26 protein-coding genes are annotated in these 26,833 nt (G+C 38.2%); 23 read left to right on the top strand and 3 right to left on the bottom strand.

What is annotated here, in order from left to right; translation table 11 throughout:
* The 11 genes from DRF67_RS02145 to DRF67_RS02095 all read left to right on the top strand — a co-directional run bounded on the left by DRF67_RS02145 (position 1) and on the right by DRF67_RS02095 (position 9,228).
* Complete coding sequence (locus DRF67_RS02145) at positions 1-678, top strand: DUF2490 domain-containing protein (RefSeq protein ID WP_115926176.1); 678 nt, start codon at positions 1-3, stop codon at positions 676-678.
* A 71-nt stretch (positions 679-749) separates the two neighbouring features.
* Positions 750-1,754 (top strand): bestrophin family protein, encoded by a 1,005-nt coding sequence (locus DRF67_RS02140; protein ID WP_115926175.1) that lies wholly within the window; start codon positions 750-752, stop codon positions 1,752-1,754.
* Positions 1,755-1,822: 68 nt separating this feature from the next.
* Entirely contained in the window at positions 1,823-3,433 is a 1,611-nt protein-coding gene (locus tag DRF67_RS02135; RefSeq protein ID WP_115926174.1) for a Na+/H+ antiporter, read from the top strand.
* Between the two features lie 172 nt (positions 3,434-3,605).
* Entirely contained in the window at positions 3,606-4,040 is a 435-nt protein-coding gene (locus DRF67_RS02130) for an SRPBCC family protein (protein ID WP_115926173.1), read from the top strand.
* Positions 4,033-4,539, top strand: coding sequence for a GNAT family N-acetyltransferase (locus DRF67_RS02125; protein ID WP_115926172.1), 507 nt, complete (start codon positions 4,033-4,035; stop codon positions 4,537-4,539). The genes DRF67_RS02130 and DRF67_RS02125 overlap by 8 nt, the downstream gene beginning before the upstream one ends.
* Positions 4,536-4,919: a VOC family protein gene (locus tag DRF67_RS02120; protein WP_115926171.1), complete on the top strand. Its 384-nt coding sequence runs from the start codon at positions 4,536-4,538 to the stop codon at positions 4,917-4,919. Before DRF67_RS02125 ends, DRF67_RS02120 begins: the two co-directional genes overlap by 4 nt.
* Positions 4,920-4,953: 34 nt before the next feature.
* The gene (locus tag DRF67_RS02115; RefSeq protein ID WP_115926170.1) at positions 4,954-5,976 is read left to right on the top strand and encodes a glutaminyl-peptide cyclotransferase; all 1,023 of its coding nucleotides are present in this window, start codon (positions 4,954-4,956) and stop codon (positions 5,974-5,976) included.
* A gap of 98 nt (positions 5,977-6,074) precedes the next feature.
* Complete coding sequence (locus tag DRF67_RS02110) at positions 6,075-7,100, top strand: glutaminyl-peptide cyclotransferase (protein WP_115926306.1); 1,026 nt, start codon at positions 6,075-6,077, stop codon at positions 7,098-7,100.
* 90 nt (positions 7,101-7,190) lie between these two features.
* Positions 7,191-8,150, top strand: coding sequence for a hypothetical protein (locus DRF67_RS02105; protein WP_165851725.1), 960 nt, complete (start codon positions 7,191-7,193; stop codon positions 8,148-8,150).
* Positions 8,151-8,174: 24 nt separating this feature from the next.
* Positions 8,175-8,789 carry a deoxynucleoside kinase gene (locus DRF67_RS02100; protein WP_115926169.1) on the top strand — a complete coding sequence of 205 codons (615 nt, stop codon included), beginning with the start codon at positions 8,175-8,177 and terminating at the stop codon, positions 8,787-8,789.
* Positions 8,790-8,877: 88 nt separating this feature from the next.
* Positions 8,878-9,228, top strand: coding sequence for an ArsC/Spx/MgsR family protein (locus DRF67_RS02095; protein ID WP_115926168.1), 351 nt, complete (start codon positions 8,878-8,880; stop codon positions 9,226-9,228).
* 65 nt (positions 9,229-9,293) lie between these two features.
* Here the strand turns inward: DRF67_RS02095 and DRF67_RS02090 are convergent, their stop codons facing one another.
* Positions 9,294-9,779: a hypothetical protein gene (locus tag DRF67_RS02090; protein WP_115926167.1), complete on the bottom strand. Its 486-nt coding sequence runs from the start codon at positions 9,777-9,779 to the stop codon at positions 9,294-9,296.
* A 91-nt stretch (positions 9,780-9,870) separates the two neighbouring features.
* Between DRF67_RS02090 and DRF67_RS02085 the strand changes: the two genes are divergently transcribed.
* Positions 9,871-11,871: a M43 family zinc metalloprotease gene (locus DRF67_RS02085; RefSeq protein ID WP_115926166.1), complete on the top strand. Its 2,001-nt coding sequence runs from the start codon at positions 9,871-9,873 to the stop codon at positions 11,869-11,871.
* Between the two features lie 216 nt (positions 11,872-12,087).
* On the opposite strand, the gene DRF67_RS02080 is transcribed toward DRF67_RS02085, so the two are convergent.
* Both DRF67_RS02080 and DRF67_RS02075 read right to left on the bottom strand, forming a co-directional pair.
* Entirely contained in the window at positions 12,088-12,393 is a 306-nt protein-coding gene (locus tag DRF67_RS02080) for a DUF493 family protein (RefSeq protein ID WP_115926165.1), read from the bottom strand.
* A gap of 40 nt (positions 12,394-12,433) precedes the next feature.
* On the bottom strand, positions 12,434-13,105 hold the full coding sequence (locus DRF67_RS02075) for a DUF4197 family protein (RefSeq protein WP_115926164.1): 672 nt from the start codon (positions 13,103-13,105) through the stop codon (positions 12,434-12,436).
* Positions 13,106-13,454: 349 nt separating this feature from the next.
* On the opposite strand from DRF67_RS02075, the gene DRF67_RS02070 reads away from it, so the two are divergent.
* The 11 genes from DRF67_RS02070 to DRF67_RS02020 all read left to right on the top strand — a co-directional run bounded on the left by DRF67_RS02070 (position 13,455) and on the right by DRF67_RS02020 (position 26,274).
* On the top strand, positions 13,455-16,295 hold the full coding sequence (locus DRF67_RS02070) for a SusC/RagA family TonB-linked outer membrane protein (RefSeq protein ID WP_115926163.1): 2,841 nt from the start codon (positions 13,455-13,457) through the stop codon (positions 16,293-16,295).
* 4 nt (positions 16,296-16,299) lie between these two features.
* Positions 16,300-17,751: a RagB/SusD family nutrient uptake outer membrane protein gene (locus tag DRF67_RS02065; RefSeq protein WP_115926162.1), complete on the top strand. Its 1,452-nt coding sequence runs from the start codon at positions 16,300-16,302 to the stop codon at positions 17,749-17,751.
* 70 nt (positions 17,752-17,821) lie between these two features.
* Positions 17,822-19,213 (top strand): glucoamylase family protein, encoded by a 1,392-nt coding sequence (locus tag DRF67_RS02060; protein WP_115926161.1) that lies wholly within the window; start codon positions 17,822-17,824, stop codon positions 19,211-19,213.
* A 99-nt stretch (positions 19,214-19,312) separates the two neighbouring features.
* On the top strand, positions 19,313-20,020 hold the full coding sequence (locus DRF67_RS02055; RefSeq protein WP_115926160.1) for a carboxylesterase family protein: 708 nt from the start codon (positions 19,313-19,315) through the stop codon (positions 20,018-20,020).
* Positions 20,021-20,236: 216 nt separating this feature from the next.
* Positions 20,237-22,564: a beta-glucosidase BglX gene (gene bglX, locus DRF67_RS02050; protein ID WP_115926159.1), complete on the top strand. Its 2,328-nt coding sequence runs from the start codon at positions 20,237-20,239 to the stop codon at positions 22,562-22,564.
* A gap of 94 nt (positions 22,565-22,658) precedes the next feature.
* Positions 22,659-23,048 carry a hypothetical protein gene (locus DRF67_RS02045; RefSeq protein ID WP_115926158.1) on the top strand — a complete coding sequence of 130 codons (390 nt, stop codon included), beginning with the start codon at positions 22,659-22,661 and terminating at the stop codon, positions 23,046-23,048.
* Positions 23,049-23,515: 467 nt separating this feature from the next.
* The gene (locus tag DRF67_RS02040) at positions 23,516-23,764 is read left to right on the top strand and encodes a hypothetical protein (protein WP_115926157.1); all 249 of its coding nucleotides are present in this window, start codon (positions 23,516-23,518) and stop codon (positions 23,762-23,764) included.
* Between the two features lie 48 nt (positions 23,765-23,812).
* The gene (locus DRF67_RS02035; protein WP_115926156.1) at positions 23,813-24,328 is read left to right on the top strand and encodes a hypothetical protein; all 516 of its coding nucleotides are present in this window, start codon (positions 23,813-23,815) and stop codon (positions 24,326-24,328) included.
* A 170-nt stretch (positions 24,329-24,498) separates the two neighbouring features.
* A complete protein-coding gene (locus DRF67_RS02030) occupies positions 24,499-24,831 on the top strand; it encodes a hypothetical protein (protein WP_115926155.1) in 333 nt (110 codons plus the stop codon).
* A gap of 361 nt (positions 24,832-25,192) precedes the next feature.
* Positions 25,193-25,459 carry a hypothetical protein gene (locus DRF67_RS02025; RefSeq protein ID WP_115926154.1) on the top strand — a complete coding sequence of 89 codons (267 nt, stop codon included), beginning with the start codon at positions 25,193-25,195 and terminating at the stop codon, positions 25,457-25,459.
* A 353-nt stretch (positions 25,460-25,812) separates the two neighbouring features.
* Positions 25,813-26,274 carry a hypothetical protein gene (locus DRF67_RS02020; protein WP_115926153.1) on the top strand — a complete coding sequence of 154 codons (462 nt, stop codon included), beginning with the start codon at positions 25,813-25,815 and terminating at the stop codon, positions 26,272-26,274.
* Positions 26,275-26,833: the final 559 nt, after the last annotated feature.

Raw genomic sequence — 26,833 nt, 5'->3', positions numbered from 1 at the left:
ATGAGAAAGGTTTTTACGAAGTTGGCACTCACGGTATTAGGTTTTGGATCAGTATTCACCTATGCCCAGAAAAATGACCTGGGAGCGTGGTATATGTATTTTGGCAATAATAAAATAAGCAAAAAATTAAACTGGCACAATGAAGTTCAATACCGGAACTTTGATGCGGTTGGAGATCTTGAACAGCTTTTGATCCGTACCGGTATCGGATATGACCTGACGGAAAATAATAACAATATTTTGCTAGGGTACGGTTTTATTCTGAGCCAGCCTTACGTCAACGGCGGGAAAAAAGAAAATATTGAACACAGAATCTTCCAGCAGTATATTACCAAACAGAAGTTCGGTCGTTTCAACCTGCAACACCGCTACCGTCTGGAAGAACGTTTTTTGGAAGATGATTTCAGAATGAGATTCCGTTATATGTTGGGACTGAATATACCTATTACCCAGAAGGAAATGCTGCCGAAAACACTATATGCCTCTGTATACAATGAGATATTCCTGCATTTCGATAGTCCGGTTTTCGACAGAAATAGGGTATACGGTGCGCTGGGATATGTGATCAATAAAAATATGAGGATTGAAGCAGGTTATATGAATCAGATCCAGGAAAACAGAAATCGTGGGCAAATTCAGATTGGGTTTTATAACAATATTCCGTTTACCCGAAACTGATCAGTACCTAAATTGCTGAATGCCCGGATGAAAAACACAATTTAAAAAAATAACACGATAAAATAACACATATGCATTCAGGAAAAAAATTTGGAGCGGTAGAGTTCATGATTTGGACAAGACGCAGTATTTATGTTTTAACAATATTTTCAGCCATTCCTACTGTCCTGTACTTTTTAGGATGGAAGTTTCTGTCTATTCCCTGGCAGCCGATTGCCATCCTGGGAACAGCAGTCGCTTTCATTGTTGGATTTAAGAACAATGCCAGCTACAGCAGGCTTTGGGAAGCGAGACAAATCTATGGCTCTATCATCAATGACAGCCGGAGTTTCGGATATGTACTGAGAGATGCTTTGGCAGGTGCCAATCCCGGACAGGTAAAAGAAATGTTTCTGCGCCATTATGCCTGGCTTACAGCGCTAAGGTTTCAGCTTCGTGAACCAAGAGTCTGGGAAAATATGGGAACTGTACAATTTGATGAATATTCTAAGAAATATGACATCCCGGAAAGACTCTCGAAGCTGGATGAAGAGTTGAAAAACTATCTCTCTGAAAATGAACGTCAATACATCTTAAGCAAGAAAAACAGGGCAACACAGCTCATTGCCAACCAAAGTAAAGAATTATCTGAGGCTTATAAAAAGGGAGAAATCAATGATTTCCAATGGACGCAAATCAATCAGCAGCTGGTGAAATTTACAGATGACCAGGGAAAAGCTGAAAGAATCAAAAACTTTCCTTACCCGAGACATTTTTCTACAATAACCACTTATCTTCTGTTGCTGTTTATTCTTTTTGTGCCATTCGGTTTAATAAAAGAGGTTGATAAATTGGGAGATGGAACAGCTCTTGAAGGATGGACAGTTTGGTTTAATATCCCTTTTTCTTTATTGGTTACCTGGTGTTTCCATACGTTAGACAGTGTAGGAGAAGCTTCTGTAAATCCTTTTGAAGGAAGTCCTAATGACGTCCCTATTACCCAGATCAGCCGCACGATAGAGATTGATATGCGGGATATGCTGGATGAGACAGATCTTCCACCGGCAATTGGTGCAAAGAATAATATTGTGCTGTAATATTTTTATAATTTACAGAAAACTGATGTACTGAATTCAAAATAATACTAAAAAAAAACTGACTTAAAATGATTCACAGCTATGTTATAATATCCATTGCAGTACTGCTGTCTGTGATGATATTGGTAATGATCGGGCAGAAACTAAAAGTAGCGTATCCTATCTTTCTTGTCATTGCAGGACTTCTGATAAGCTTTGTGCCGGGAATGCCCCGCATTGAAATAGAACCTGACCTGGTTTTTCTTATATTTCTTCCACCTATTCTGTTTGAAGCTGCATGGTTTACCTCATGGCAGGATTTTCACAAATGGAGAAAGCAGATTTTTTCTATGGCTTTCGGGCTTGTGTTTTTAACCTCCATCGTGGTGGCCTACCTTTCATCTTCTATTATTCCAGGACTTACCTTGGCGATGGGATTTCTTTTGGGAGGTGTAAATTCCCCACCCGACGCGGTGGCTGCTACATCTGTGCTGAAGCATATGAAAATTCCTAAAAAGATCACCAATATTCTGGAAGGAGAAAGCCTTATCAATGATGCATCCAGTTTGATCGTCTTTAAATTTGCTTTGGCAGCCGTTATTTCAGGGCAGTTTATCTGGAAGGATGCTGTACAGGACTTCTTTACCATGGCTATCGGAGGAATTGCCATCGGAGTAGCAGTTGGTTTTCTCTTTGGTGCATTGCTGAAGATTATTCCTACCAATTCCAATATAGATACCATCATTACGCTTATTGTTCCGTACATTATGTATGTAGGAGCAGAGCATTTCCATTTTTCCGGGGTGCTCGCTGTAGTGGCAGGAGGATTGCTGATGTCGTACAATTCGCATTGCTATCTGAGCCATACCTCAAGGATCCAATCCGGAAATGTATGGAGTGTGCTCATATTTTTGATGAATACGATTATCTTTATTCTGATAGGCCTCGAGCTTCCGATCGTGGTGGAAGGAATGAAAGAATATACCATCTCCCAGGGAATTTTCTACAGTGTAGTGATTGGCGGGGCTATTATCGCGACGAGAATACTCTACAGTTATGCATTAATGTATTTCCCTAGACTTTGTTCAAAGGAGTTAAGGATTAAAGTTCCGAAACCGGACTGGAAAGAACCTTTTATCATCAGTTTTGCTGCGATGAGGGGGGTGGTGTCTCTGGCAGCAGCCTTATCCATTCCGGCTTTTTTACCCAATGGGGAAGCATTTCCACATAGGAATATCATTTTATTTGTAACCTTTGTGATCATACTGATCACCTTGGTAGGACAAGGCCTGTTGCTGGCTCCGATCCTGAAATTGTTAAATATCCAGGATGCAGGAAGTGAGCTGCCGGAAGAAAAGCAGGAAGTCATCCTGATGCGAAAACTAAAAGAAACCGCATTGCATAAACTGGATAACGATTTTTCTGAACTGGCTGAAAAAAATACGCTGGTACGCCATCAGAAACATAAACTGGAAAATGAAATGATGCTGATGGCTGATAAAGCCCAGTGTATGGCCTCTACCGGAGATTATGTGACGGCGATTAATGAAAACAAGGACGTCCTGCGGCAGGTTATTCAGGCGCAGAGAAACGAGCTGCACCGGATGAAAAAAGAAAAAATATTTGATGATCATGTGATGCGGGCCATTGAAATGCAGCTGGATTTTGATGAGGCAAAGATCACCGGATTTGCACACTGATCTGTCAGGAATTAGTATACTATTCGGAGTCACAAAAGATGTTCAGGCGGGGGTAAACCCGAAGCTCTCAAAGATAATATCACATAAAGTGGGTTTATTGATGATAAGAGTTTTGATTTTAATACCTTAGCGTTGAATATTTTTTGTGGCTTTGTCGTTTTAAAAATATAATATGGATACACCAATCATCGTTCAGCACAAGATAGATGCTCCCATAGAAAAAATTTGGGAGGCACTGACAGACAAGAACAAAATGAAATCCTGGTATTTTGATATTGAGGATTTTGAACCGCAGGTCGGAAAGGTATTTAATTTCTACGAGCCAGGAACTGAAAAGAAATACCACCATCGGTGTGAAATCCTGGAAATGATCCCTCAAAAAAGAATGAAGCATACCTGGAGCTATCCGGACTACTCAAAACTCAAAACCATAGTGACCTGGGAGCTTATCCCACAGGAAGAAGGAACATTGGTAAAACTGACCCATGAAGGAATCGAAAACTTTGACAGACTCGGAAGCAGTTTTTCAAGAGAAAGCTTTACAGAGGGCTGGAACGGAATTATCGGTAAAAGTTTAAAAGACTATATAGAAAAAAACAATGGTTAAGCTGCTTGATTTTACGATTAAAGATGCACCGGAGCTCATTTCCCGAATAGAAAACGAGAAGATGCTTCTTCAGTTTGCAGGTCCTATGTATCATTTTCCTCTTACAGAAGGCCAGCTGCAGAAAGATATGGATACCGGCAACAGAACTTTGTTTAAGATTGCAGATGAAGCCGGAACGATTATCGGGCATGCCCAGATCTGTATGAAAGATGAAACATTTCTGTTAGGAAGGATTCTCATCTGGGATGAAAACAACAGAGGGAAAGGATACGGGAAAAAAGTGATGCTGGAACTTTTAAGATTTGGTTTTAACCATTCCGACAAAAAAACTGCAGAACTGAATGTCTACGATTGGAATACCGGCGCGATTGAATGTTATAAAAAAGTGGGCTTTACTGTTGATCCTGAAGTAAGGAATGAAGCTAAGATAGGTAACGAAATATGGATTTCTCTTAATATGAAGATCCACAAATCTACTTTTGAACAACAGATGCTATGACAAAATTTACTGCTCTCCGTCCGGTATTATGGACAGAAAACCTTGATGACACCATCGGATTTTATATCCGTGTGCTCGGCTTTACCCTGATGGGCAGAAATGATGACTGGCAGTGGGCTTCACTTCGTAAAGATGACCTTTACCTGATGGTTTCTCAGCCCAATGCACAGGAAAGTCCGGATGCAATGGGCTTTACCGGATCATTTTATTTCAATGTAGAGCAGGTGGATGTGCTTTGGGAAGACCTAAAAACAAAAGCAAAGATCTGCTATGAAATTGAGACTTTTGACTGGGGTATGCGGGAATTTGCAATCTATGATAACAACGGATACATCCTTCAATTTGGAGAACCCATGGATTATATTGGCAATACGGAATAAAATTTGCTATTTTTGGGGAATATTTAGAAAGTCAATGAAAAGAAATATAATAGCAGGCTTCGCAGCCATCTTATTACTGGCATCATGTAATAAGGATAAAGAGATTCTTAATACCTTAAATACCTATAACAACTCAATGGAAGCCAAAGGATATCACTTTGGAGATCAACTTACCCTTCCAAAAGAGGTGACTGAAAATGCAGAAAGCGTAACCATCAGCTTTGGTGATAAAGAAACAACAGACTTAACTATTGACCCTAAGTTTTTTACGCTGGGTGATAACGCGGTAACTTTCAATATCAAAACAAAAGGCGGGGATGTTCTGAATCAGGATGCTACCATCAATGTATTTGCAAAAAATCCCGAAAAAAATATAGCCTACCAAATCGTGGCTGAATATCCGCACGACCCCAAAAATTTTGTACAGGGTTTCCAGATTGAAGGGAATACCATCTATGAAAGTGACGGCCAGAACGGGTCTTCACAGATCCTGAAATATACATTGGGAACCACCACTCCGCTGGCCTCTACCAAACAGGCTCCTGAAGACTTTTCCGAAGGAAGTACGATCATTGGTGATAAAGTGTATCAGCTGACCTGGCAGAGTAAAAAAGGATATATCTATGATAAAAATTCTTTGAAGCTGCTTTCAGAATTTGCTTATCCTAACGTACTGGGCGAAGGCTGGGGTCTTACTTATGACGGAAAAAACCTGATTGCATCAGACGGAAGCAAGCTGTTGTATTTCCTTGATCCGAATGATCCTTCAAAACTGATCAAATATATTGCTGTAGCAGGAAGCTCACAGGCGTACGATCAACTGAATGAGCTGGAATATCACAATGGATTTATTTATGCCAACGTATGGCAAAAACCGATTGTCCTGAAGATCAATCCTGCCAATGGTGAGGTAGTAGGGACTTTTGACTTCACAGAAATTGCCAAACAGAATACCAAAGGAAGTGATGATGTGCTGAACGGAATTGCATTCAAAGGTGAAAACATGCTGGTAACAGGAAAAAACTGGCCGAAGATTTACGAAGTTCAGATCAAATAATGATCAGTACTGATCAATACAATATATAGCGTTCCCAGGGAACGCTATTTTTATGTAAGCATTAAAATTTAGTATTTTTGAAAATGATTAAAAACTCTATTAAGCAGAAAATCATCATAGGCTGTGCTTCCGTTTTTCTGCTGACATCCTGTAATAATAAAGAGAAAATGCTGGATGCTCTGGCCGATTACAACAATGGCATGATGGAAAAAGGATATCATTTCGGAGATAAGCTTCAGCTTCCTTCGACGGTGACAGAAAATGCAGAAAGTATCTCCATCAGCTTTGATGGGAAGCAGACCTCTGATCTCACTATTAATCCGCAGTTTTTCACATTGGGTAATAATGAAGTCATCTTCACCATTAAGACAAAAGATGGTGAGGTTCTGAACCAGGATGCGACGGTAAATGTGTTTACAAAAAATCCTGAACAGAATCTCGGCTATAAGGTCGTGGCAGACTATCCTCATGGTCCTGATCATTTTATTGAAGGTTTTCTGGTAGAAGGAAATACCGTGTATGAAAGCGTCGGCGGAGAGGGGGTATCTCAGCTTATAAAATATCCTCTGGGCGAAGCTGTTCCCGCTGTTGTCAGAAAACAGCCTGCAGATATTTTTTCGGAAGGATGTACCATTGTTGGAAATAAGATTTACCAGCTGACTTATCGTAATAAGATCGGTTTTGTATATGATAAAAATACGTTGGAAAAGCAATCTGAATTTCCGCTACCCAATGTCATAGGAGAGGGCTGGGGACTTACCTATGACGGGAAAAACCTTATCGCAACGGACGGTACCAAAAATCTTTACTTTTTAGATGTTGAGAATCCCTCAAAAGTGATCAAAACAGTTGCTGTTGCCGGAAATAAGATGACGTATGATCAACTCAACGAACTGGAGTACCATAACGGTTTTATATACGCCAATGTATGGCATCATCCGATTGTCCTGAAGATCAATCCTGAGACCGGAGAAGCGGTTGGAAAGTTCGATTTTACAAAACTCACAGAAGAAAACAGTAAGGGGGAAAGCGAGCATGTTCTCAACGGTATTGCTTTTAAAGGTGAAAATATGCTGATCACCGGGAAAAACTGGCCGAAGATGTATGAAGTTGACATCAGATAATATCCCTCGCAAAACTTTCGTTTAGTTTTCAATAAAAGTATGTAAATTGCCAACATTCCACAATGGAAAATTATCTCTAAAAAATAACGTTTGAGGCTATTATATTTTATCTGTCTTTTTATTTTCTGCACCACCACGGCACAGAAAATTCTTCCTTTGGATACCTTAAAACTAAAAGAAGCCAAAGACATGCTTGCAGACGATTACGGAAATTTGTATATCTACAAAAATAAAGATTTCAGCTTTACCAAATATGACTCCTTAGGCAAACAGATCGGCAGATTGATGCTTACGGTGCCCTTTAAGATACAGAGTGTACAGAACCCTCTGAATGTACCTTTATTTTCTGAAAATGCTCAGGAAATGAAGTTTATAGATCAGAATATGAATGAGATACAGCGGATCGACTTTAAACAGAAATTCGGTTTTATAAGAATGGCTTATGCTGAAGATCTTCAGCAGATGTGGCTGCTGGATGACAGTACAAAGCGACTCATACAGTATAATTTCAGAAATGATACCACCATCAATTCTTATCCCTTTGATATCAGTTTTGAGGACCTTACAGATCTCCTGGTCTATGAAACAAAGGTGTATATTTTAACCCAAAAGCATATCAGGATTTATACGCTCAAGTTTGAAAAGATTTTTGAGGCTCCCATAGAGAACGGGAAACGGTTCAGAAGAGAGAATGATACAATCCTTGTGATCGCCAACAATTCCATCGCCAGATACATTCCTGAAAAGGGGATGGTAACTGTTTTTGAAGATCAGAATGCACAAATTGTGGATAAAAACATCCTCTCTTATTTTGAAATCAACGGGAACAAACTCTATCTTTACAGCCTTGAAAATGTAAAGAAAGCCTCACCGCAGAAACAAGCTGAACCGCAACTGGAAATTCCTCAGCAATCAACAGAACAGCCTGTCGAAATGCCCCAGGAAAAAAAGGAAGAAATACCAGGGAACTCCTCAGACAATACCATAGAACAATTGATCGAAGAGACTTCGGAGATTCAGGCTGCTGGGGTAGAAAAGCTTATCAATTAATCAGTAAATACAAGGAAAAAGAATATGCATATTGCAGTTACAGGAAACATTGGAGCAGGAAAAACAACTTTAACCACCATGCTTTCCAAACATTATGGATGGGATGCGCAGTTTGAAGACGTAGATCACAACCCTTATCTTGAGGATTTTTATTCCGATATGAGCAAGTGGAGTTTCGCATTACAGGTTTATTTCCTGGGCAGCAGATTCCGTCAGGTAAAAGAGATTAGAGAAAGTGGTAAAAATATTATTCAGGACCGTACGATCTACGAAGACGCCCATATTTTTGCAGAAAACCTAAACGATATGAATCTCCTTTCGGACAGGGATTTCAACAACTATTCGTCTGTTTTTGATCTGATGAAGTCTTTCGTTTCCGCTCCCGATTTATTGATTTACTTAAAATCAGATGTTCCCAACCTCGTTAAGAAAATTTATAAAAGAGGTCGTGAGTACGAAGCATCAATCAGTATAGAATATCTTTCAAAGCTGAATCAGAAGTATGAAAAATGGATCTCTAATTATACAGAGGGAAAACTTCTGGTGATTGAAGTAGACGATCTTGATTTTGTTGAAAAACCGGAAGATTTCGGAGTGATCCTTGAAAAGATTGAGGCAGAGCTTCACGGGTTGTTTTAACAAATATTTATCAGAACATTAAGATAGGTTCAATTTAATTCTTGTTAAATTTGGGTAAAGCAAGTTTAATTTTTTAAATGATTAAAAAATGTTAGTTAAAGTTTTACATAACGGAAACTGTTCAAAATCAAATGCCGTCCTGGAATACCTTGATGAGAATGGAGTACCTTTTGAGATTATTGATATGATGGAGGATCCTTTGAGTGTACTGGAAATCAGAACAGTCCTTAAAAAACTTAATCAAAGTGTTTTTCATATCATCCGTAAGACTGATAAGCTGTATGTTGATCAATACGCAGACAAGAACTATTCTGAGGAAGAATGGCTTACCATTCTGTCCGAAAATCCCTCTCTGATCCAGAGACCCATCCTTGTAAAAGGATCAGTAGCGATGTTGGGAAGACCCATTGAAAATGTGAAATTTTTCATTGAAAAATAACAATAAATTACCACGTAAAGAGTCCGTTTCAGTAATGAAACGGACTCTTTTTTTATGACATGTGCTTATTTTCCCTGAGGTATTTTCTTTTCAGTGCTTTTGGGTTTTTGGATGGTATTGTATAGAGCTTCCAGTTCTTTTGGGGGATGCCCGGCATCAAAACTTGAGGAAGTGTAGGTAACGCCGTTGGACGTGATGATAACAGTGGCTGATAAAGCCCGGTCGGTGTACCTGCCTGTTGTAGGAGATTCAAGGTTGGATATCTTGGGCAGATCAATGGCTTCGGCCTGCTTTGAAATGATTTTCCATTCCGAAGGCGATAGTACCGCTTGAGTGGAATCTCCATTTGATGTTGTTTTTATAAATCCTGATGTGAGTACAATGCCATGATTGCTGCCTCTCGTTATTTCTGTAATCTCGATTTTTTCAATTTTCTGTTGTTTTGATGTTATGGTTAATTTATTTCGGTTATTTTCATTTTTATTTTGATTAACACAACTTATAGTTGTGATAAGTAAAATAATATTAATGGATGTAAAAAGCGTTTTCATTGAATTATTTATAATTTATAGTGGTTTTAATTGAATTAAATTGCGATTTTAGATCTTAATTTTGTATGTTAGCTAAAATTAAAAAATAATTATGAGAAAATCTACTATTTCGAAATCTTCTTTGGCGGTTTTATTCTTTGTTGGTTTGGGCTGGTTCAATGCTCAAAAGATTCCTGCCTCAAAACGGTTGATAACGGCCGATCTGGATCCCCGTGGAATTGAACGGTGTGCTACCACTGAATACGAAAATCTTTTAAAGGAAAAATTCCCGGAGAGACTGACGACCGAGCAGTTTGAATCCTGGCTGGCTCCTCTCATCAAAAACGCAAAGGCCAATAAATCTCAGAATGGCAATGTAATTACAATTCCTGTTGTAGTCCATGTTATTCATAGTGGCCAGAACGTTGGAACAGCCCCAAACATTCCCGATTCCCAGGTGATGTCTCAGATTACAGTGATGAATAATGATTTCAGAAGATTAGCAGCCACACCAGGATTTAATTCCAATCCTGTAGGTGCAGATACTGAAATACAGTTTGTCCTGGCCAAAGTAGATCCAAATGGAAACCCTACCAATGGTATTAACAGGGTCAACCTTTGTCAGGATTACTGGGGGCAAAAGCAGATTAACAGTATTGTAAAGCCGGGAACGATATGGGATCCTACCCAATATATGAATATGTGGAGTGTAGATTTTGCTAGAAACGGACTTTTAGGATATGCTCAGTTTCCTTCTAGCTCCGGGCTTCAGGGGCTGAATACAAACGGAGGACCTGCCACTACAGATGGAGTGGTTGCCGGATTTTCAACCTTTGGAAGTATGGATTATAATGACGGGTCCTTCCTGATGCAGCCCGGCTATGACCGTGGAAGGACTATGACGCATGAAGTGGGACACTTTGTTGGATTGAGGCACATTTGGGGGGATGCGGCATGTGGAAATGACTATTGTGACGATACTCCCAAGGCGCATGGCGCCAACTACAGCTGCAATACGGCAATAGAAAGCTGCGATGATCCGTCAGTGTTTGAAATGGTTCAGAACTATATGGATTATACTAATGATACCTGTATGAATATCTATACTGTTGATCAAAAAACAAGAATACGGGCAGTAATGGATAATTCTCCGAGAAGAATGGAGTTGAAAGCTTCTCTGGCGGACCAGCCAATTCCTTTATTTGCAAACGATGCAGAACTGAAATTTGATGGTGGGTGCTCGGTAGGAGTAAGTAACTGTGGGGCTGGAGCTTTACGTCTTGTCATTAATAACAGAGGAACTGATAATCTGACATCTGCTGTTGTTTCCTATTCATTTAACGGGGGAGCGGCGCAGAACTACAGCTGGAGCGGTAATTTAGCTCAGGATAAATCAGATATTATTACTATTCCAGTGGATGCTTCTGTAGCGTCATCTCCGGTTTCTGTTTCTATTGTATCAGTAAATAATACTGCAGATCAGAGAAGTACAAATAATACTTCAGGAGGCAGCTATGTAAAGCCTTTGGTACCTGAATATTTTCCAACGACAACGGTGGTCTTTAAATTGCAGAGAGACCGTTACGGAAGAGAAACAAAATGGAACCTGAAGAATAGTGCAGGCCAGGTTCTTAAGTCCGGAGGGTATTCCAATACTCCTACCGGTCAGCCTGATCCGGCTCTTATTACCCAAACGTGGATTCTACCTGCAGATTGTTATATCTTTTCGATTTCTGATGATGATGGAGATGGATTGATTGACGGAGGATATGTGGACCTGTCTACAAGCTCTGGCCAGGTGATCTATCATGCCAGCGATGATTTTGGATTTTATGGAACAAAAGCATTTACCACTGTCGAAAATTTAGGAACAAGTGAGGTGGCTAAGAAAAATAACTTCGGAATTCACCCTAATCCGGTAAGTGATTTACTTACTGTTACAGGACTGTCCGGAGATACCCGGTTTGAAATTCATAACGCTGTCGGTCAGGTTGTTAAGAAAGGAAAAATTAATGATCATCAGATTCGTGTAGCTGATCTGGCTAAAGGAGTATATATCATTACAATACAGAATGCTAAAGTTTCGGAAAGTATTAAATTCATTAAGAAATAACAGACATAACAGCCTATGAATACCATCCGTCTCTCAACAGAGATGGATGTTTTTGTTGTATCATCGAAAAACGTTTAGAATAAAAGCTATTAATAAGGGTCCAAAATTTTACTGTTTTAATAAAAGAACAAAAATTTTGAATGGATAAGGGTGAAGAGCGGGAGGAGTACATTAATAAAAACCGGATCATTATGAGAATGATCCGGCTTTTGTTTTTTACAATAGAATAACGCCTTCTATTTTTGCTACTTCTTTATAAATGTTGATCACCTGATTGGCATCCAAAACAAATGCATTGATATTGCAGGCGGTATATTTTCCATTTTTACTTTCTCGGTTTCCCAATGTAAATTTAATCCCATCAAAAACTCTGTAAATTTCGGTAAGTTTTGCCTGGTCGGTAGGAATAATGAATTTGAATAAATAATCTTCCGGAAAATCATGATGATCTTCCAGTTTATCCCGTAAAGACTTGTAAAAATCCTCGGGGCTAGCGTGTTGATTTCCTTGTAATATGTCCATCTGCAAGTATTAATATAATATAAATATAACGAAATTTTTCCTATTTTCCAAATGGGCCAAGCAATGATTTGGAGTTCTGGTGCTCGTAATCCTCAATGATATTAAAGAGTCCGTTTACCAGCTGCTCGGATGCAAGCTGACTGAGTCCGCCAGCATTCACGGTATTGCTGTTCCCACCCAAAAGGCTTCCCAGAAAATTACTTCCGGATAAAGCGGTATTAATGGTTTTTACGATTCCGTATTCGTTCAGTTTCTCATCTACCTTGGGGGCGATGGCCGCAATCAGTTGTTGAGATGTCTTTTCTTTCAAGATCTGTGTCGCCGTAGTTCCCTGGATGATTCGGGTGACGTCCTGGGCATTCAGACTGTTCACTGCCCCCTGTAAAATAGGTCTGGAAGTATTTACCGTATAAGCTGCCGCCTGGGCAATGTAATCTCTTTCTTTAGCCACCAGAGATGGAGCTATCTTTTCCAGAACGGAATTGATGTCTCTCAGCTCTTTGGGAAGGGCTTTGTCTACCATATTATTCTGAAGAAAAGCTTCTTTGCTTCCGTAGATGCCCATGCCCTTATCGATACCGTTAAGGAGCATTCTCTTAATAATAGAAAGTCCCATGTCGGAAGTTGCCAGTGTCGTACAGGATTGTACAGTGGTTGTAATGACAGCACCGGTTCCTATGATCAGGGCTGCTGCAATGATATATTTTTTCATTGATCTTTTTTAATGCTTTTTTCAAAAACTGCACCAAAGGTAAATACTATTCTCTATTTAACAAAATATTAAGTTTAGACGGCTTATTTGGTAAAATTTTCTATTGTAAGCATTATTTTGTTGTTCCTGATGTGATAATAAAACATAGTAGTTTTTTGTTATTATGCATAGTAATGATAGATTTTCTTGTTTTTTGATTATAAAATGAATGGTATTTTTTAATTTTTAAGATGTTTGAATAGGGTTGGATATTTTTTATATTTTTGGTTAATGTCTTTTTTTGAGAGAATATATTTATCTCAATGAATGCATTTAACGAATTTGATTGTACGAATAAAATTGAAACTATATGAAACAAAGTAATTTAAAGTATTCTTGTCTCATTGCCGTGTTATACTTTGGCATGAACATGAATGCGCAGGTTACATCAGACTCTGCCAAAGTTCAGAAAATTGACGAAGTGGTGATGATCGGATACGGGAGTCGTAAGAAAGTAGATAACACTACTTCTATCAGCTCTATCAGTGCTGAAGAAGTAACAAAAACAAAAGTGTTAAATGCTTCACAGGCTATCCAAGGTAAAGCAGCAGGGGTGCAGGTTACAGCTTCAGATGCACCCGGCTCCACACCTACAGTGATGATCAGAGGTCTGGGGACAGTATTGGGAGGAAGAACGCCACTTTATGTTGTTGACGGAATGTTTACCGATAACATTAATAATATCAACTCCAACGATATTCTTACTTATGATATCCTTAAAGACGCTGCTGCTCTGGCCATCTATGGTAACAGAGCTGCGAACGGAGTGATCATTATTACCACAAAATCCGGAAGGGGAAAACTAAGTGTTTCTTATGATGGTCTGGTAGGATTCAGAACACCATTAAAAACCATCAAAATGGCCAATGCTTCGGAATTTGTAAACTATAATAACGCAGGTTCTAAAAGTGATTTTATCAGTCCTGATCAACCCTATAATACCGATTGGTTTAAAGAAATTACGAGAACAGGGATTTACAATCAGCACAATCTTTCCATTTCTGGGTCTTCAGAAGCTGCAAAATACTTTTTAAGCTTAGGGAATTATGATGAGCAATCCATCCTGAACGGAACCAACTATAACAGGACTACAATAAGGACAAATAATGAGTTCAGAATTACTAAGGGAATCAGATTAGCACAAACGTTAAGTGCTACCTTTACAAATGATACCCCGAAGTCATTCGGCGCATTTACCAACGCTTACAAGCAGGCCTCAGTAGTACCAGTATATTATCCGAATGGAAAATACGGACAGCCGATCATTAATAAAGCTACCGGTGAACTAGGTTATGAGGGTGGAAGATTTAATAATGTGGCAAATCCTGTAATGCAGATGGCCTATGACAATCAAAGAGGTAAAAACTTCTTGTTGCAAGGCGGATTGAAGCTGGATATTGATATTGTAAAGGATTTAAAATTTACCTCTCAGTTTAGTGGCGAGTATGGGCACTATAAATATTATAATTTCGTAAATTCAAGAGCTCTTTGGTTGGATAGTGATCCAATGAGAACGGAAGCTCAATACTCATCGACATCTCCAAAAACAAGACTGACCAATAAGAGTCAGAACTACTACAACTGGCTAATTAATAATTATCTTACCTACACCAAGAAAGTAGGAAACCATGATATTGAATTGGTAGCAGGTACAGAAGCTTCCGTGAAAAGTGGCCTTGAGTCAACAATTATCAATAGAAAAAATGTTCCTGTTTCACCCGATTACTGGAACTTAAGCGGAGTTGATTATTATGGAGACTTATTCAGTGAGGGAGATACAAAAGCTATTGAATCCATACAAGGAAACCGAAACACAACCATTTCATATTTCGGGAGATTTCAGTACAAATTTATGAACCGTTACCTTTTGAGTGGAACAATCCGAAGAGACGGCTCTTCTCAGTTTGCAGCAGGTCAGAGATGGGGAACTTTCCCATCATTCGGTGCAGGTTGGATCATTTCTCAGGAAAACTTCATGCAGGACGGATTCTTTGATATGCTGAAGTTAAGAGGAGGATGGGGTAAGATTGGTAATCAAACCGTACCTTTGAACTATTTACCACTTTCACTTGGGTCTTCTTACAATTATGGATACGGAAGCGCTTCTGTAAGTAATGGAGTAACTGTAAACAAGGGATACGACCCAGATTTAGGATGGGAAGTTACAGAGGAATCTTCGTTAGGACTTGATTTTGGTATCCTGAATAATAGATTAACGGGTACTTTTGATGTTTATAACAGAAAGACCAAAAACCTTATTTTAGGTGTGGTTCCTTATATGTCAACAGGAATTTCTGAGTTGAACTATTCCCATATGGGAAGTGTCGTTAACAAAGGTTTTGAAGTAAGTTTAAACTGGGCAGATAAAGTAGGAGAAGATTTTTCATATTCCATTGGGGGTAATTATTCATATAATAAGAATACACTGGCCAGTATGGATACCTCTAAACCTGTTTCCCAAATCGTAGGAGGGAATCTGGGTAACGGAATAGATACTAAACTTTTCAACGCTTCTGCAGTAGGATATGCACTGGGTAGTTTCTACCTATTTGAGGCTGACGGTTACAATGAAAAAGGAGAACTGAAGTTTAAAGATATCAATGGTGATGGGGTTATAGATGCTAAAGATAAACGTTTTTTCGGTTCTTACATTCCAAAATCAACATTAGGAGTCAATGTTTCTATGTCCTACAAAAACTGGGATTTTGCACTTAATGGGTATGGATCCTTCGGATTTAAAGTATACAATGGTAAGAAGGCTCAAAGAAATGGCGGTGAAAATGTAGAGGCTTCGGTAGCCAATAATTTCTGGACACCCAATAACACCAATGCTGCCAATCCGGTAAACCCGGCAAATATTCCTGTTGCATCTACCTTCTATCTTGAAGATGGGGATTTCTTCAGAATTAATAACATTTCCGTAGGATACACATTTAAAAATGTAACCGATTACATGAAATCAATTAAACTGTATGTTAGTGCAATTAATCCTTTTGTATTCCAGAAATACTCCGGATACTCTTCGGAATTGTCAGGTTATAACCCTACAGATACTACAACGGAAGGAGATCCGTATAAAAGAGCAGGTATTGAATTGGATGCATACCCTACGTTAAGATCTTTTGTATTTGGTGTTAATCTAAACTTTTAAAAAAATGAATAAAAAATATATCATAGCAGCTGCATTCCTAATTTTAGGAGCTGTCAACCAAAGCTGTAGCAATGACTTTATTGATGTGTCACCTACAGAAGCAATTCCTGAATCCGCACTTGGCGAAATATATAACAACGATGAAGGTGCCAATAGTCTGGTAACAGCTATTTATGCTAAATTTTTAGATTGGAATATGAGTACATTTGCCTGGATTGGCGTAACATCCATTGTCTCGGATGATGCTGATAAAGGCTCAAGTGCAAGTGATTCCGGTTCGGATAAAGATATCCTGGATGCTCTGAATTTTACGGCAGCCACTCCATCATTCAAAGAATTATTTGCCTCCAATTATCAGGGGATTAACAGATGTAATCAGGCCCTGAAATATCTTCCTTTGCTGGATAAAGCAAATCCGGAATTACGTAAAAGACTCGAAGGTGAAGCTAAGTTTTTAAGAGCGTTTATGTACTTTACTCTGGTACGATCTTTCGGAGGTGTTCCTTTAGTGGACCATGTTGCAGTAACGGGAGTTGAAGCTGATAAAATCATGGCGCTTACAAGAAGGTCAAAAGAAGATATTTATGCTTTCATAGAAAAAGACCTTAAAGAAGCTGCAGAGGTTCTTCCAACAAAAACCGGAGGAGAAAGAGCAACAAAAGGGGCGGCCCACGCTCTTTTGGCAAAGGTTTATCTCTATCAGAAAAAATGGCAGTTGGCAGTAGACGAATCTAATTTGGTTACAGGATATTCGCTTACAACTAATTTCCAGGATATTTATAAAGTTTCCGGAGAAAACAACGCTGAGTCTATTTTCGAAATCAATGGTTCCGGTGGAACTGGAGGAAGAGCCATTCAGCAATACAGCCAGGTACAAGGTGCAAGAGGTACTACCGGATGGGGATGGGGATTTGCTACTCCAACGCAGGGATTGTATGATGCTTACTCACCAACAGATACAAGAAGGGATGCTACAATTATCCACAGAGATATGACGTTGTATGACGGCTATTACGTAGGTCCTAATACAGATAACAAATTCTATAACTATAAAGCCTATTCATCAAATTACAGAGATCAGGCTTCAACAGATGTGAATATCCGTTATCTGAGATATGCAGAAGTTCTATTAATCAAAGCTGAAGCAATGAATGAACTGGGCCAGACTTCAGCAGCTATTCCTTTCCTGAATCAGGTGAGAGAAAGGGCAAAAGTTCCTGCTACCACGGCTACCACTCAAGCTGACGTAAGAACAGCAATCTGGAAGGAGAGAAGATTAGAACTTGCATTTGAACACGACAGGTGGTTTGACTTAGTGAGAACAGGCCAGGCGGAAAGTGCGATGGCTGCAGATGGCGGAAAAGTATTCAAAGTTGGAAAACATGAACTATTCCCACTTCCTCAGGACTTCATCATGGAAGCTGGAGGATTATCCCAGCAAAATCCAGGATATTAACATAAAACCATAGATTAGAGGAGAGTGAAAATTCTCCTCTAACTTTATAACCCTAGACCTCCTATTACTTATGAAAAGGATTGTACTATCAATTGCCGTTACTTCTTTGTTTTTTACCTATTCCTGTAAAAACAGCTCAGCTGCGAATCAGAAATCAGCTCAAAATAAAACCATTAAAAGTTCTTTGACTGATGAGCAATTAATGGACCGAGTGCAGAAAGATGCTTTAAAATACTTCTGGGATTATGCAGAACCTCATTCAATGCTTGGAAGAGAGCGTTATCATGAAGATGACATGTATCCTGATAATGACAAACATGTGATTACCACAGGAGGATCCGGATTCGGACTGGCAACAATTCTAGTGGGCGTAGAAAGAGGATTTATTCCGAGAGAGGAAGCTGTGAAACGACTTTCCCGTATGATGAGCTTTCTGGCAAAAGCAGACCGCTATAAAGGCGCGTGGTCACACTGGATCAATGGAGAAACCGGTAAAACGGTTCCTTTTGGTAAAAAAGACAACGGGGGCGACCTTGTAGAAACAGCATTTCTGGCTTCAGGTATTCTGATGGTTCGCGAATACTTTAAACATGGCAATGCCGAAGAACAGGTTTTAGCCGGAAAATGCGATCAGCTATGGAAGGGGATTCAATGGAACTGGTATACCAAAGGAGGTGAAAAAGTTTTATACTGGCACTGGTCTCCGGATTACCAATGGGAAATGAACTTTCCGCTGGAGGGCTATAATGAATGTCTGATTACCTATATTCTGGCAGCTTCTTCGCCTACGCATTCCATAGATGCTGAAACTTATTATAAAGGCTGGACCCGGAACGGGACTTACCTGACCGACAAGAAAAAATATGGTTTACCTCTTTACGTAAAACATAATTATGCAGAAGAATACGGAGGCCCGTTGTTCTGGTCCCAATATTCATATATCGGTCTTGATCCTACCGGATTATCTGATAAGCTCATAAAAAACTACTTTGAGATCAATAAAAACCAAACCCTTATCGATTATCAATACTGCGTTGAAAATCCTAAAAAATGGAAAGGCTATGGCCCAGAATATTGGGGGCTGACAGCGGGATACACAAGAAATGAAAACGGAAGTACAGGCTACACTGCCCATATGCCTTCCAATGATCATGGGGTGATTACCCCTACTGCTGCACTGAGCAGTTTTCCGTACACTCCTAAAGAATCCATGGATTTCCTACGGTTTATCTATACTCAAAAACCGGAATTCATAGGATCTGCCGGACCTTATGATGCCACCTCTATTCATTATAACAACTGGTTTACCCCAAGATACCTCGCTATTGATCAGGGAACAATTGCCCCCATGATAGAAAACTACAGGACAGGATTTCTCTGGAAACTCTTTATGAATGCTCCGGAAATTCAGCAGGGTCTCAAAAAGCTGAGTTTTCAGTCAGAAAAATATGGAATCAAATAATGACGCTGTATTTTGACTCAAAAGAAATCATAATGCAAATGAGGTGAATTCATTTACATGTAAGATAGCCAATGCTTTAACCAAAATCTAGATATCACTATGAAATTTAAATTAAAATATATTCCCCTTTTACTCCTGGCTGTTTCACTGCAGCTGAAGGCCCAGGAAATAAAAGCCGAGCTGAATAAAGAATTTAAAAGAACAGAAAAGATGCCCTACATTCTGGATTACCCTCAGAATGTCAAAGGAAACGTTCCGCTGATTGTGTTCCTTCATGGCTCAGGAGAACGGGGAAATAATCTGGAAATGGTAAAGGCTCACAGCCCTTTTACCTATAAAAATCTGATCAAAGAACCCGTTGCCATCCTCGCACCCCAATGTCCTGCCGATACATGGTGGGATACCGTCACGGTATATAATCTGATTAAAGAAATTCAGAATAAATATAAAATTGACGCTTCCAGAATTTACCTTACCGGTCTTTCGATGGGCGGTTGGGGAACCCTGAAACTGGCGATGGAGCATCCCGAGATGTTTGCTGCCGTAGCTTCAGTCTGCGCCCCTACAGATCAGATGATGACCGCCAATATTCATCGCTTTAAAAATTTGAATATGAAAGTATTCCATGGCGGAATGGATGATATTGTTCTTCCAGAAAATGCATTTAAATTTTACCAGAAGCTTCATCCGGTGAATCCCGAAGCAGAACTGGTGATTTTTCCGAATGATAACCATAACTCCTGGGATTCGACGTACTCAAATCCAAAACTGTATGAATGGATGTTGTCTCAAAAGAAAAATAAGTAAAAGAATTCTCTTATAGGCAAACTTTAAGAGTATTCCCATTTAATATTGAATAAATTTCATATTTTTGATTATTGTCTTTTAAAGAGACAATAAAAATAATGGATACATTTAAAAATATATAAACCTTTGGCTGATCACAAAAGTATCAGCTCATGGAAATAAAAAGTAAAAGTAGCGTTTGCCGTTACATCAAACAGAACAATAAGAAGTTGATTTATGAAAAAACTAATTGTACTTGCAGCCTTAGCGCTTTCGCCGGTGTTTTCAGCACAGGAAATGGTAGATAAACCGGTACAGTCTTACCAGACTGCCCAGTATCAGGCAAAAAGAAAAGCTTTTGTAGATAACCTTTTATCCAAAATGACCCTGGATGAAAAGATTGGACAGCTTAATCTTCCGACTTCCGGTGATTTTACCACCGGAATGGCTCAGAGTTCAGATATTGGTAAGAAAGTCGAACAGGGGTTAGTGGGCGGATTGTTCAACATTAAAGGAGCTGATAAAATCAAAGCGGTTCAAAAAGTAGCGGTTGAGAAAAGCCGTTTGAAAATTCCGATGATTTTTGGAATGGATGTTATTCACGGCTACGAAACGACTTTCCCGATACCACTAGGTCTGGCCGCTTCATGGGATATGAACCTGGTACAGCAGTCTGCGAGAGTTGCGGCAAGGGAAGCTGCTTCTGACGGGATCAACTGGACCTTTTCGCCCATGGTAGATATTTCCCGTGAACCAAGATGGGGAAGAGTTTCCGAAGGTTCCGGTGAAGACCCGTATCTGGGAAGCGAAATTTCTAAAAATATGGTGTTTGGCTATCAGGGGAAAGATCTGGCCAATGGAACCAATATCTTAGCCTGCGTAAAACACTTTGCGTTATATGGTGCCGGAGAGGCCGGGAGAGATTATAATACAGTGGATATGAGCCACGTGCGAATGTTCAATGAATATTTCCCACCTTACAAGGCTGCCGTAGATGCCGGTGTTGCCTCTGTCATGGCCTCCTTCAATGAAGTAGATGGCGTACCTGCCACCGGAAGCAGATGGCTTCAGACTGAAGTATTGAGGAACCAATGGAAATTCAAAGGTTTTGTAGTTACCGATTATACCGGAATCAATGAAATGGTAGACCACGGAATGGGAGATCTTCAGCAGGTTTCTGCCCTGGCATTAAAAGCAGGGGTGGACATGGATATGGTAGGTGAAGGTTTTTTAACGACCTTAAAAAAATCTTTGTCTGAAGGAAAAGTTACCCAGGCCGAAATCGATACTGCGGCAAGGAGAATTCTTGAAGCAAAATATGATCTGGGATTATTTGATAACCCGTACAAACATGGTGATGCTAAGCTGGCCGCAAAAGAGGTCTACAATATGGAGAACCGTAATGTAGCAAGAAGTGCGGCTGCGCAGTCAATGGTTCTGTTGAAAAACGAAAATCAGGTATTGCCTTTAAAAAAATCGGGAACTGTTGCCGTGATCGGTCCGTTGGTCAATAATTCCATGAATATGGCAGGAACCTGGAGTGTGGCCACCAAACATGGTATTTCTGTTAACCTGATGCAGGGACTACAGGCCAATTATGGTAAAGAGGTGAAATTTCTTTCTGCTAAAGGAGCCAATATTGATGATGATGCCAAACTGGAAGAGATCTATGCTGCTCACGGTAAAAAAACAGACCGGGATAACCGTTCAAAAGAAGCCTTATTAAAAGAAGCTGTAGAAGTTGCCGGCAAATCGGATGTAATTCTTCTGGCTATTGGAGAGTCAGCAGAAATGAGTGGAGAGTCTTCATCAAGAACTGAAATTACGATCCCTCAGTCTCAGGTAGACTTGCTGAATGAGCTGAAAAAGACTGGGAAACCGATTGCCATGATCCTTTTTACAGGCCGTCCGTTGGCTTTGACGAATGTTAAAGATGCTCCCGATGCTATTCTGAATGCATGGTTCCCAGGTTCTGAAGCAGGAAATGCGATGGCTGATGTTATTTTCGGAAAAGTGAATCCATCCGGAAAACTTCCAATGACTTTCCCAAGAAGTCTGGGGCAGGTTCCAATTTATTACAATGCTAAGAATACCGGCCGCCCACTGGATCAGAAATTGACGGATAAGTGTGAATATCAAAGATTCCGTTCTAATTATATGGATGAATGTAATACTCCGTTGTATGCCTTTGGATATGGCTTAAGCTATACAAAATTCAATTACTCTGGTATGACGGTTTCCAATGCCACACCAAAGGGTAACCAGACTATTCAGGCCTCTGTGACGGTAACCAATGCCGGAAACTACGACGGAGCAGAAGTGGTACAGCTGTACATAAGAGATATGGTGGGAACCATTACCAGACCCGTAAAAGAGCTGAAAGGCTTCCAGAAAGTATTCCTGAGAAAAGGAGAGTCCAGAAAAGTAACGTTTGATATAACACCGGAAACACTGAAATTTTATAATGGTGACCTTCAATATGACTGGGAACCAGGAGAGTTTGATGTTATGATCGGAACAAGTTCTGACGCGGTACAACATGCAAAGATTAACTGGGTGAAATAATAAAGTGAAAAGTTATTCACACAGGCGTGTCTTAACGTTTTTTTGGCATGGTTTTTAATGATATCCCCGTAGTTATCATACAATTTAAAATAACATGAAAAAAACAATATTACTTAGCGCCATGTTCCTTGGTACTTTAGCTTTTGCACAAAATACACCTGTATTGGGTGGTGATAAAGATGCTCATGGCTGTATCGGTTCAGCAGGATATACGTACTCGCAGATTAAAAAAGACTGTGTAAGAACTTTTGAGGAAAAAATAAAGTTAAAAGAAGTGGCCTCAAATGGAGATTATATCGCAGCAGTTATTTTCAGCAAAGACATGAAAAAAGCTGAAGTTTTTGTAAAAGATGCGGAAGGAGGCAGCATAATCCTTACAAGACCCGGAAAGGCTAGAGCCTGGAAAAATGAGGGGTATGTATTGGTTCCTTACAAGAAAAACGGTTTTCAGCTTAAAAAGGATAATGTTGTCATCTATAAATAAAATCAAGCTTAACCCTATAGAAAGCCACTCGAAAGAGTGGTTTTTTTGTTTACAGTAAATACGACAGGTTTTGTCGTTGCTTAACAATATTTTTGTGACCGAAGCAATTGACAAAAATAAATGCACTCGGATAGATTGGATGAAGTATAATGCTTGTAAAAAATGATCTGACAAAGGATACCCTGAAAACGACCATAAAACAAATAGTCTTTTATGGTTAATGCCGGCGAGCTATTAGTTAAGGGGAAATGATCTTGTCTTTTTCTACGGATTTAGTAAAGTATTTAGAGTTAATTTAGGTTTTTCTTTGAATTATAATTTTTAAATAAAGTGAATTATTTAAAAATTTACTATAAAAGCAGAGGTATTTTGTTTGTTTTTTAGTGAATGGGGATAGAGTATTGCCTTGTATTGTAGAAAATATTTAATTTCCAGCAATTTAAAACACGAATAGTTTATACACATATATGAAAAAACATTTATTTTCGCTGGCAGTGGTAGCTTATAAGCCACTAAGTAATAATGCATTTAATTACGTATTTGAAATTCAACCTCCAAAGTCAGGAGACTTCGGAAAGCGTGGGTTAGCTTTAGATGTTTCGGAATTTATTGCTCATACTTCAGCTAGTTTTATGGCTGGTACAACAACTGCTTCATCAATTTTAAAGAATTATATAGGCGGTTTTACTCTTTGGTTAGGCTTAATAACTCGATAACATAAAAACAATATTAAATACATTCTGTTTATTCTTTTCTCAGCATTTATGACAGCTCAGATAAAAACAGAAATTTTAAAAATCCAGGATCCAGAAACTTATATAAAAGTACGGGTATCAAATAACATTGATTATTTTAATTATCAGCATAATTTTAGTAAAAGCCTGATTGAAGAAACTCAGAATAAATATGGCTTTTCCTATGAAAATGAAGTATATTTTTTAGAAAATAAGAAGGCATCTATTATAATTGATCCAAAAACTCAAAAAGATATTTCTTTGAGAGTTTTTCATAAGGCATCCAATCCTACTACAGAAATTGAGAAGGGATCCTATTATTTGACAGGAAAAATCGTTTTTCCTGTTGATTACTTTCCAAAAGAGTTTATTAACTGCTTAGAAAAACAAGGATTTATTATTTTAAATGAAATAGAAATACCGAAAACAGGAATAGACATAAATAAATTTTTCCTGAAAGAGATTAAAAGAATTCTGATTCCCAAGAATCTGGAAGACAAGTTTAAATACGATGACAAAGGTAATATTGTACCAAAAAGTAAATAGATTGGAAGTTGGGATGGATATTATTTTTGATACAAACGTTTAAAATAGGGAAGTTTACCAAAAGGTGAAGTCTTCATTAATCAATTGATAAAAATAAAATTATTCAAAACGTACTCACCATTTAAAACGTGAAATAAAAACGTTTCATCAAAATATAAATAATATACTTAGTGGAAAATAATAAAATGGAATTAAAGACTTCTGACATCAGGGAATTTATAAAGACCTTGCTTGTTAAATTGGATAACTTAGATATTGCGATTTCTTTTACATTGGATGAAGATGTATATTGGAATATCCTTGATGAAGAATTATATGACGCTTACAAAGACCCTGTCGGCTTAACAATGGGAAGTCTTGCTGATGATTGGTCATTTTTGCAAGCAGTTTTAAAAGGTAAACGAGAAATAGTAGATTATGATTTATATAAATTAGCTGCTATATTAAGATTTTTAGGAAAAAAAAAGATCATTACAAAAGCTCAAAACCAAAATACTATTTAATCCTACTATGCTTCTGGTTGTAGTCAGTTATTCCTTAAAAGTAAAAATACCGATGGATACACATTAGATAATTATGGTGAAATATCAGATAAAAATGGAAGGTTGTAAATGGAATTACTTATGGATTTGGGACTGGTAAAGTCCTAGTATCTCCGGATAGAGCGAGACAAGAAATTTTGGCTTTTTCACACACTGGGTATCATGAAGGCATACACCCCGCTGCGCAAAGTCTCCTGACTTTGAGCCACTAAGTAATAATGCATTTAATTACATATTTGAAATTCAACCTCCAAAGTAAGGGGACTTTGAAGAGCGTGGGGTTTAGCTACAATTTTTCTTTCTTACTAGTAAATAATACTAAATGAAAACATTTTATTGCTTCTTCGGAATATTTATATTTGGATTTTATTTTTCTCAAGTTAAAGTAAATTATAGGAAAGATATTGATATTTTTTTCATGGATTCAGCCGTATCAATGAAGAGGTATCTTGATGCAAGTAAGCCATATAGATACAAAATAGTTAATCACACAAATAGTGACTATATTATAGATCCACAGGGTTTTGATGGTAAAACTTATGTCTATGAAATAATGAATTATACAGTCGTAGCTATCCAGAAAAAATGATTCCAAAAGGTTATTACTCAAGAGATTTAGAAGACTGTAAAGAAGATTAATCATATTAAAAAAGAAAGATTCCATAATTGTAGAAATGAGCCTTTTGAATATTGAATTTTTTACAATCTTAAACCTGATAAAAGTTATTATTTAGATATTCAGTCTAAGCATAACGAATATACAGCTACATTATTAGGTTGTACAGATTATATAAAAAATCTCAAACTTAAGGTCTATAAAATTTTTGAGGATAGAATATAAAAATACCTTTCAAACCCTAGTAGGAGTTAAGCTACAATAATTCCAGAGCTGCGCAAAGCTCTCCCTCTATTCCTACTGAATTAATAGCCACTCAATTAAATATGTACACAGAAATAGAACAACAAGGTTTAGATATAGATTGGTTTTTCACAGATGGAAAATACATTGGTTTTATGGCTTCTGGGGGTGGGAAGTTACCCATTTCAGTAGCAGATTACAAAGACGACTATCAGGTGTTGGTCGATTATTTTAGGAATTTACCTGAAATATCAGATGTTTTAGTCAATCCAAAATTAGATAGTTTATTACTTAAGGTATTTCGTTCAGGCGCTGATCAAAAATATCTAGAAGATTATATTTCCATGACAAGAAAAGGACTTTATTCATATGATAAAACGGTAGTAAATAATTTTTTAGATCCTTATTATCATTTGGTAGCAGGTCCTACAGTACCATTGAAATTGGCCGCTGTTCCACAGGATATATTAATCATTCTTTCAAAAACCAGATCTTTAAATGATATTGAAAGCATGCAGGAAATAAATATTCTCGAAATAGGTTGAAAAGAATAAACCAGCTGAACAGTAAATTTTCAAAAATATATAAGACTAAAACCTCGCTGCGCAAAACATCCCGACTTTGAGCCATTAACACTTCGGAATATGGATTATGATTTATAAGAAGTACAATTATATTCAATAATATGGCTTGCTCACTCTTTTAATGATGTTTGTCAAACTAAATTCACTAATTTTAATTTGTCTGAAAACAGTGAAGTTTCCCTGCTGAATAGTTTAAAATAAAATTGTTTATTATGGATAGTAAAGACGGATTTGTTAAGCAGTTTGCTTAGCTGCAGCGAAGTACAATCCTGCAGTGATCTTCCAATGCACTCAGTAGGCTGATCATATTACTCCGGAAACGTCTTTAGAAGGAATTGCAAAGTAAATTTTGAAATTTAAAGTGGGAGACATATTTTTATGGTTCGGTTAATAACTCTCATTTGTCCAAGCAGATAAGGCAAAAAAATGTATCATTTTAAAAATATAATAAATAGTTTGGCATTTTTTTTGAAAATGTTTACTAAATAATGTTAATTATATCAGGATAATGATGATTTTA

It is taken from the genome of Chryseobacterium pennipullorum (genome assembly GCF_003384725.1).
Classification (GTDB): Bacteria; Bacteroidota; Bacteroidia; order Flavobacteriales; family Weeksellaceae; genus Chryseobacterium; species Chryseobacterium pennipullorum.
The sequence above is the reverse complement of the archived record's forward strand: the minus strand, read 5'-3'. Positions and strand labels throughout refer to the sequence as shown.

Bases quoted from the DNA above. Each gene is read 5' to 3' on its own strand.
- DRF67_RS02145 (WP_115926176.1), top strand. From the start codon at position 1: ATGAGAAAGGTTTTTACGAAGTTGGCACTCACGGTATTAGGTTTTGGA.
- DRF67_RS02140 (WP_115926175.1), top strand. From the start codon at position 750: ATGCATTCAGGAAAAAAATTTGGAGCGGTAGAGTTCATGATTTGGACA.
- DRF67_RS02135 (WP_115926174.1), top strand. From the start codon at position 1,823: ATGATTCACAGCTATGTTATAATATCCATTGCAGTACTGCTGTCTGTG.
- DRF67_RS02130 (WP_115926173.1), top strand. From the start codon at position 3,606: ATGGATACACCAATCATCGTTCAGCACAAGATAGATGCTCCCATAGAA.
- DRF67_RS02125 (WP_115926172.1), top strand. From the start codon at position 4,033: ATGGTTAAGCTGCTTGATTTTACGATTAAAGATGCACCGGAGCTCATT.
- DRF67_RS02120 (WP_115926171.1), top strand. From the start codon at position 4,536: ATGACAAAATTTACTGCTCTCCGTCCGGTATTATGGACAGAAAACCTT.
- DRF67_RS02115 (WP_115926170.1), top strand. From the start codon at position 4,954: ATGAAAAGAAATATAATAGCAGGCTTCGCAGCCATCTTATTACTGGCA.
- DRF67_RS02100 (WP_115926169.1), top strand. From the start codon at position 8,175: ATGCATATTGCAGTTACAGGAAACATTGGAGCAGGAAAAACAACTTTA.
- DRF67_RS02095 (WP_115926168.1), top strand. From the start codon at position 8,878: ATGTTAGTTAAAGTTTTACATAACGGAAACTGTTCAAAATCAAATGCC.
- DRF67_RS02090 (WP_115926167.1), bottom strand. From the start codon at position 9,779: ATGAAAACGCTTTTTACATCCATTAATATTATTTTACTTATCACAACT.
- DRF67_RS02085 (WP_115926166.1), top strand. From the start codon at position 9,871: ATGAGAAAATCTACTATTTCGAAATCTTCTTTGGCGGTTTTATTCTTT.
- DRF67_RS02080 (WP_115926165.1), bottom strand. From the start codon at position 12,393: ATGGACATATTACAAGGAAATCAACACGCTAGCCCCGAGGATTTTTAC.
- DRF67_RS02075 (WP_115926164.1), bottom strand. From the start codon at position 13,105: ATGAAAAAATATATCATTGCAGCAGCCCTGATCATAGGAACCGGTGCT.
- DRF67_RS02070 (WP_115926163.1), top strand. From the start codon at position 13,455: ATGAAACAAAGTAATTTAAAGTATTCTTGTCTCATTGCCGTGTTATAC.
- DRF67_RS02065 (WP_115926162.1), top strand. From the start codon at position 16,300: ATGAATAAAAAATATATCATAGCAGCTGCATTCCTAATTTTAGGAGCT.
- DRF67_RS02060 (WP_115926161.1), top strand. From the start codon at position 17,822: ATGAAAAGGATTGTACTATCAATTGCCGTTACTTCTTTGTTTTTTACC.
- DRF67_RS02055 (WP_115926160.1), top strand. From the start codon at position 19,313: ATGAAATTTAAATTAAAATATATTCCCCTTTTACTCCTGGCTGTTTCA.
- bglX (WP_115926159.1), top strand. From the start codon at position 20,237: ATGAAAAAACTAATTGTACTTGCAGCCTTAGCGCTTTCGCCGGTGTTT.
- DRF67_RS02045 (WP_115926158.1), top strand. From the start codon at position 22,659: ATGAAAAAAACAATATTACTTAGCGCCATGTTCCTTGGTACTTTAGCT.
- DRF67_RS02040 (WP_115926157.1), top strand. From the start codon at position 23,516: ATGAAAAAACATTTATTTTCGCTGGCAGTGGTAGCTTATAAGCCACTA.
- DRF67_RS02035 (WP_115926156.1), top strand. From the start codon at position 23,813: ATGACAGCTCAGATAAAAACAGAAATTTTAAAAATCCAGGATCCAGAA.
- DRF67_RS02025 (WP_115926154.1), top strand. From the start codon at position 25,193: ATGAAAACATTTTATTGCTTCTTCGGAATATTTATATTTGGATTTTAT.
- DRF67_RS02020 (WP_115926153.1), top strand. From the start codon at position 25,813: ATGTACACAGAAATAGAACAACAAGGTTTAGATATAGATTGGTTTTTC.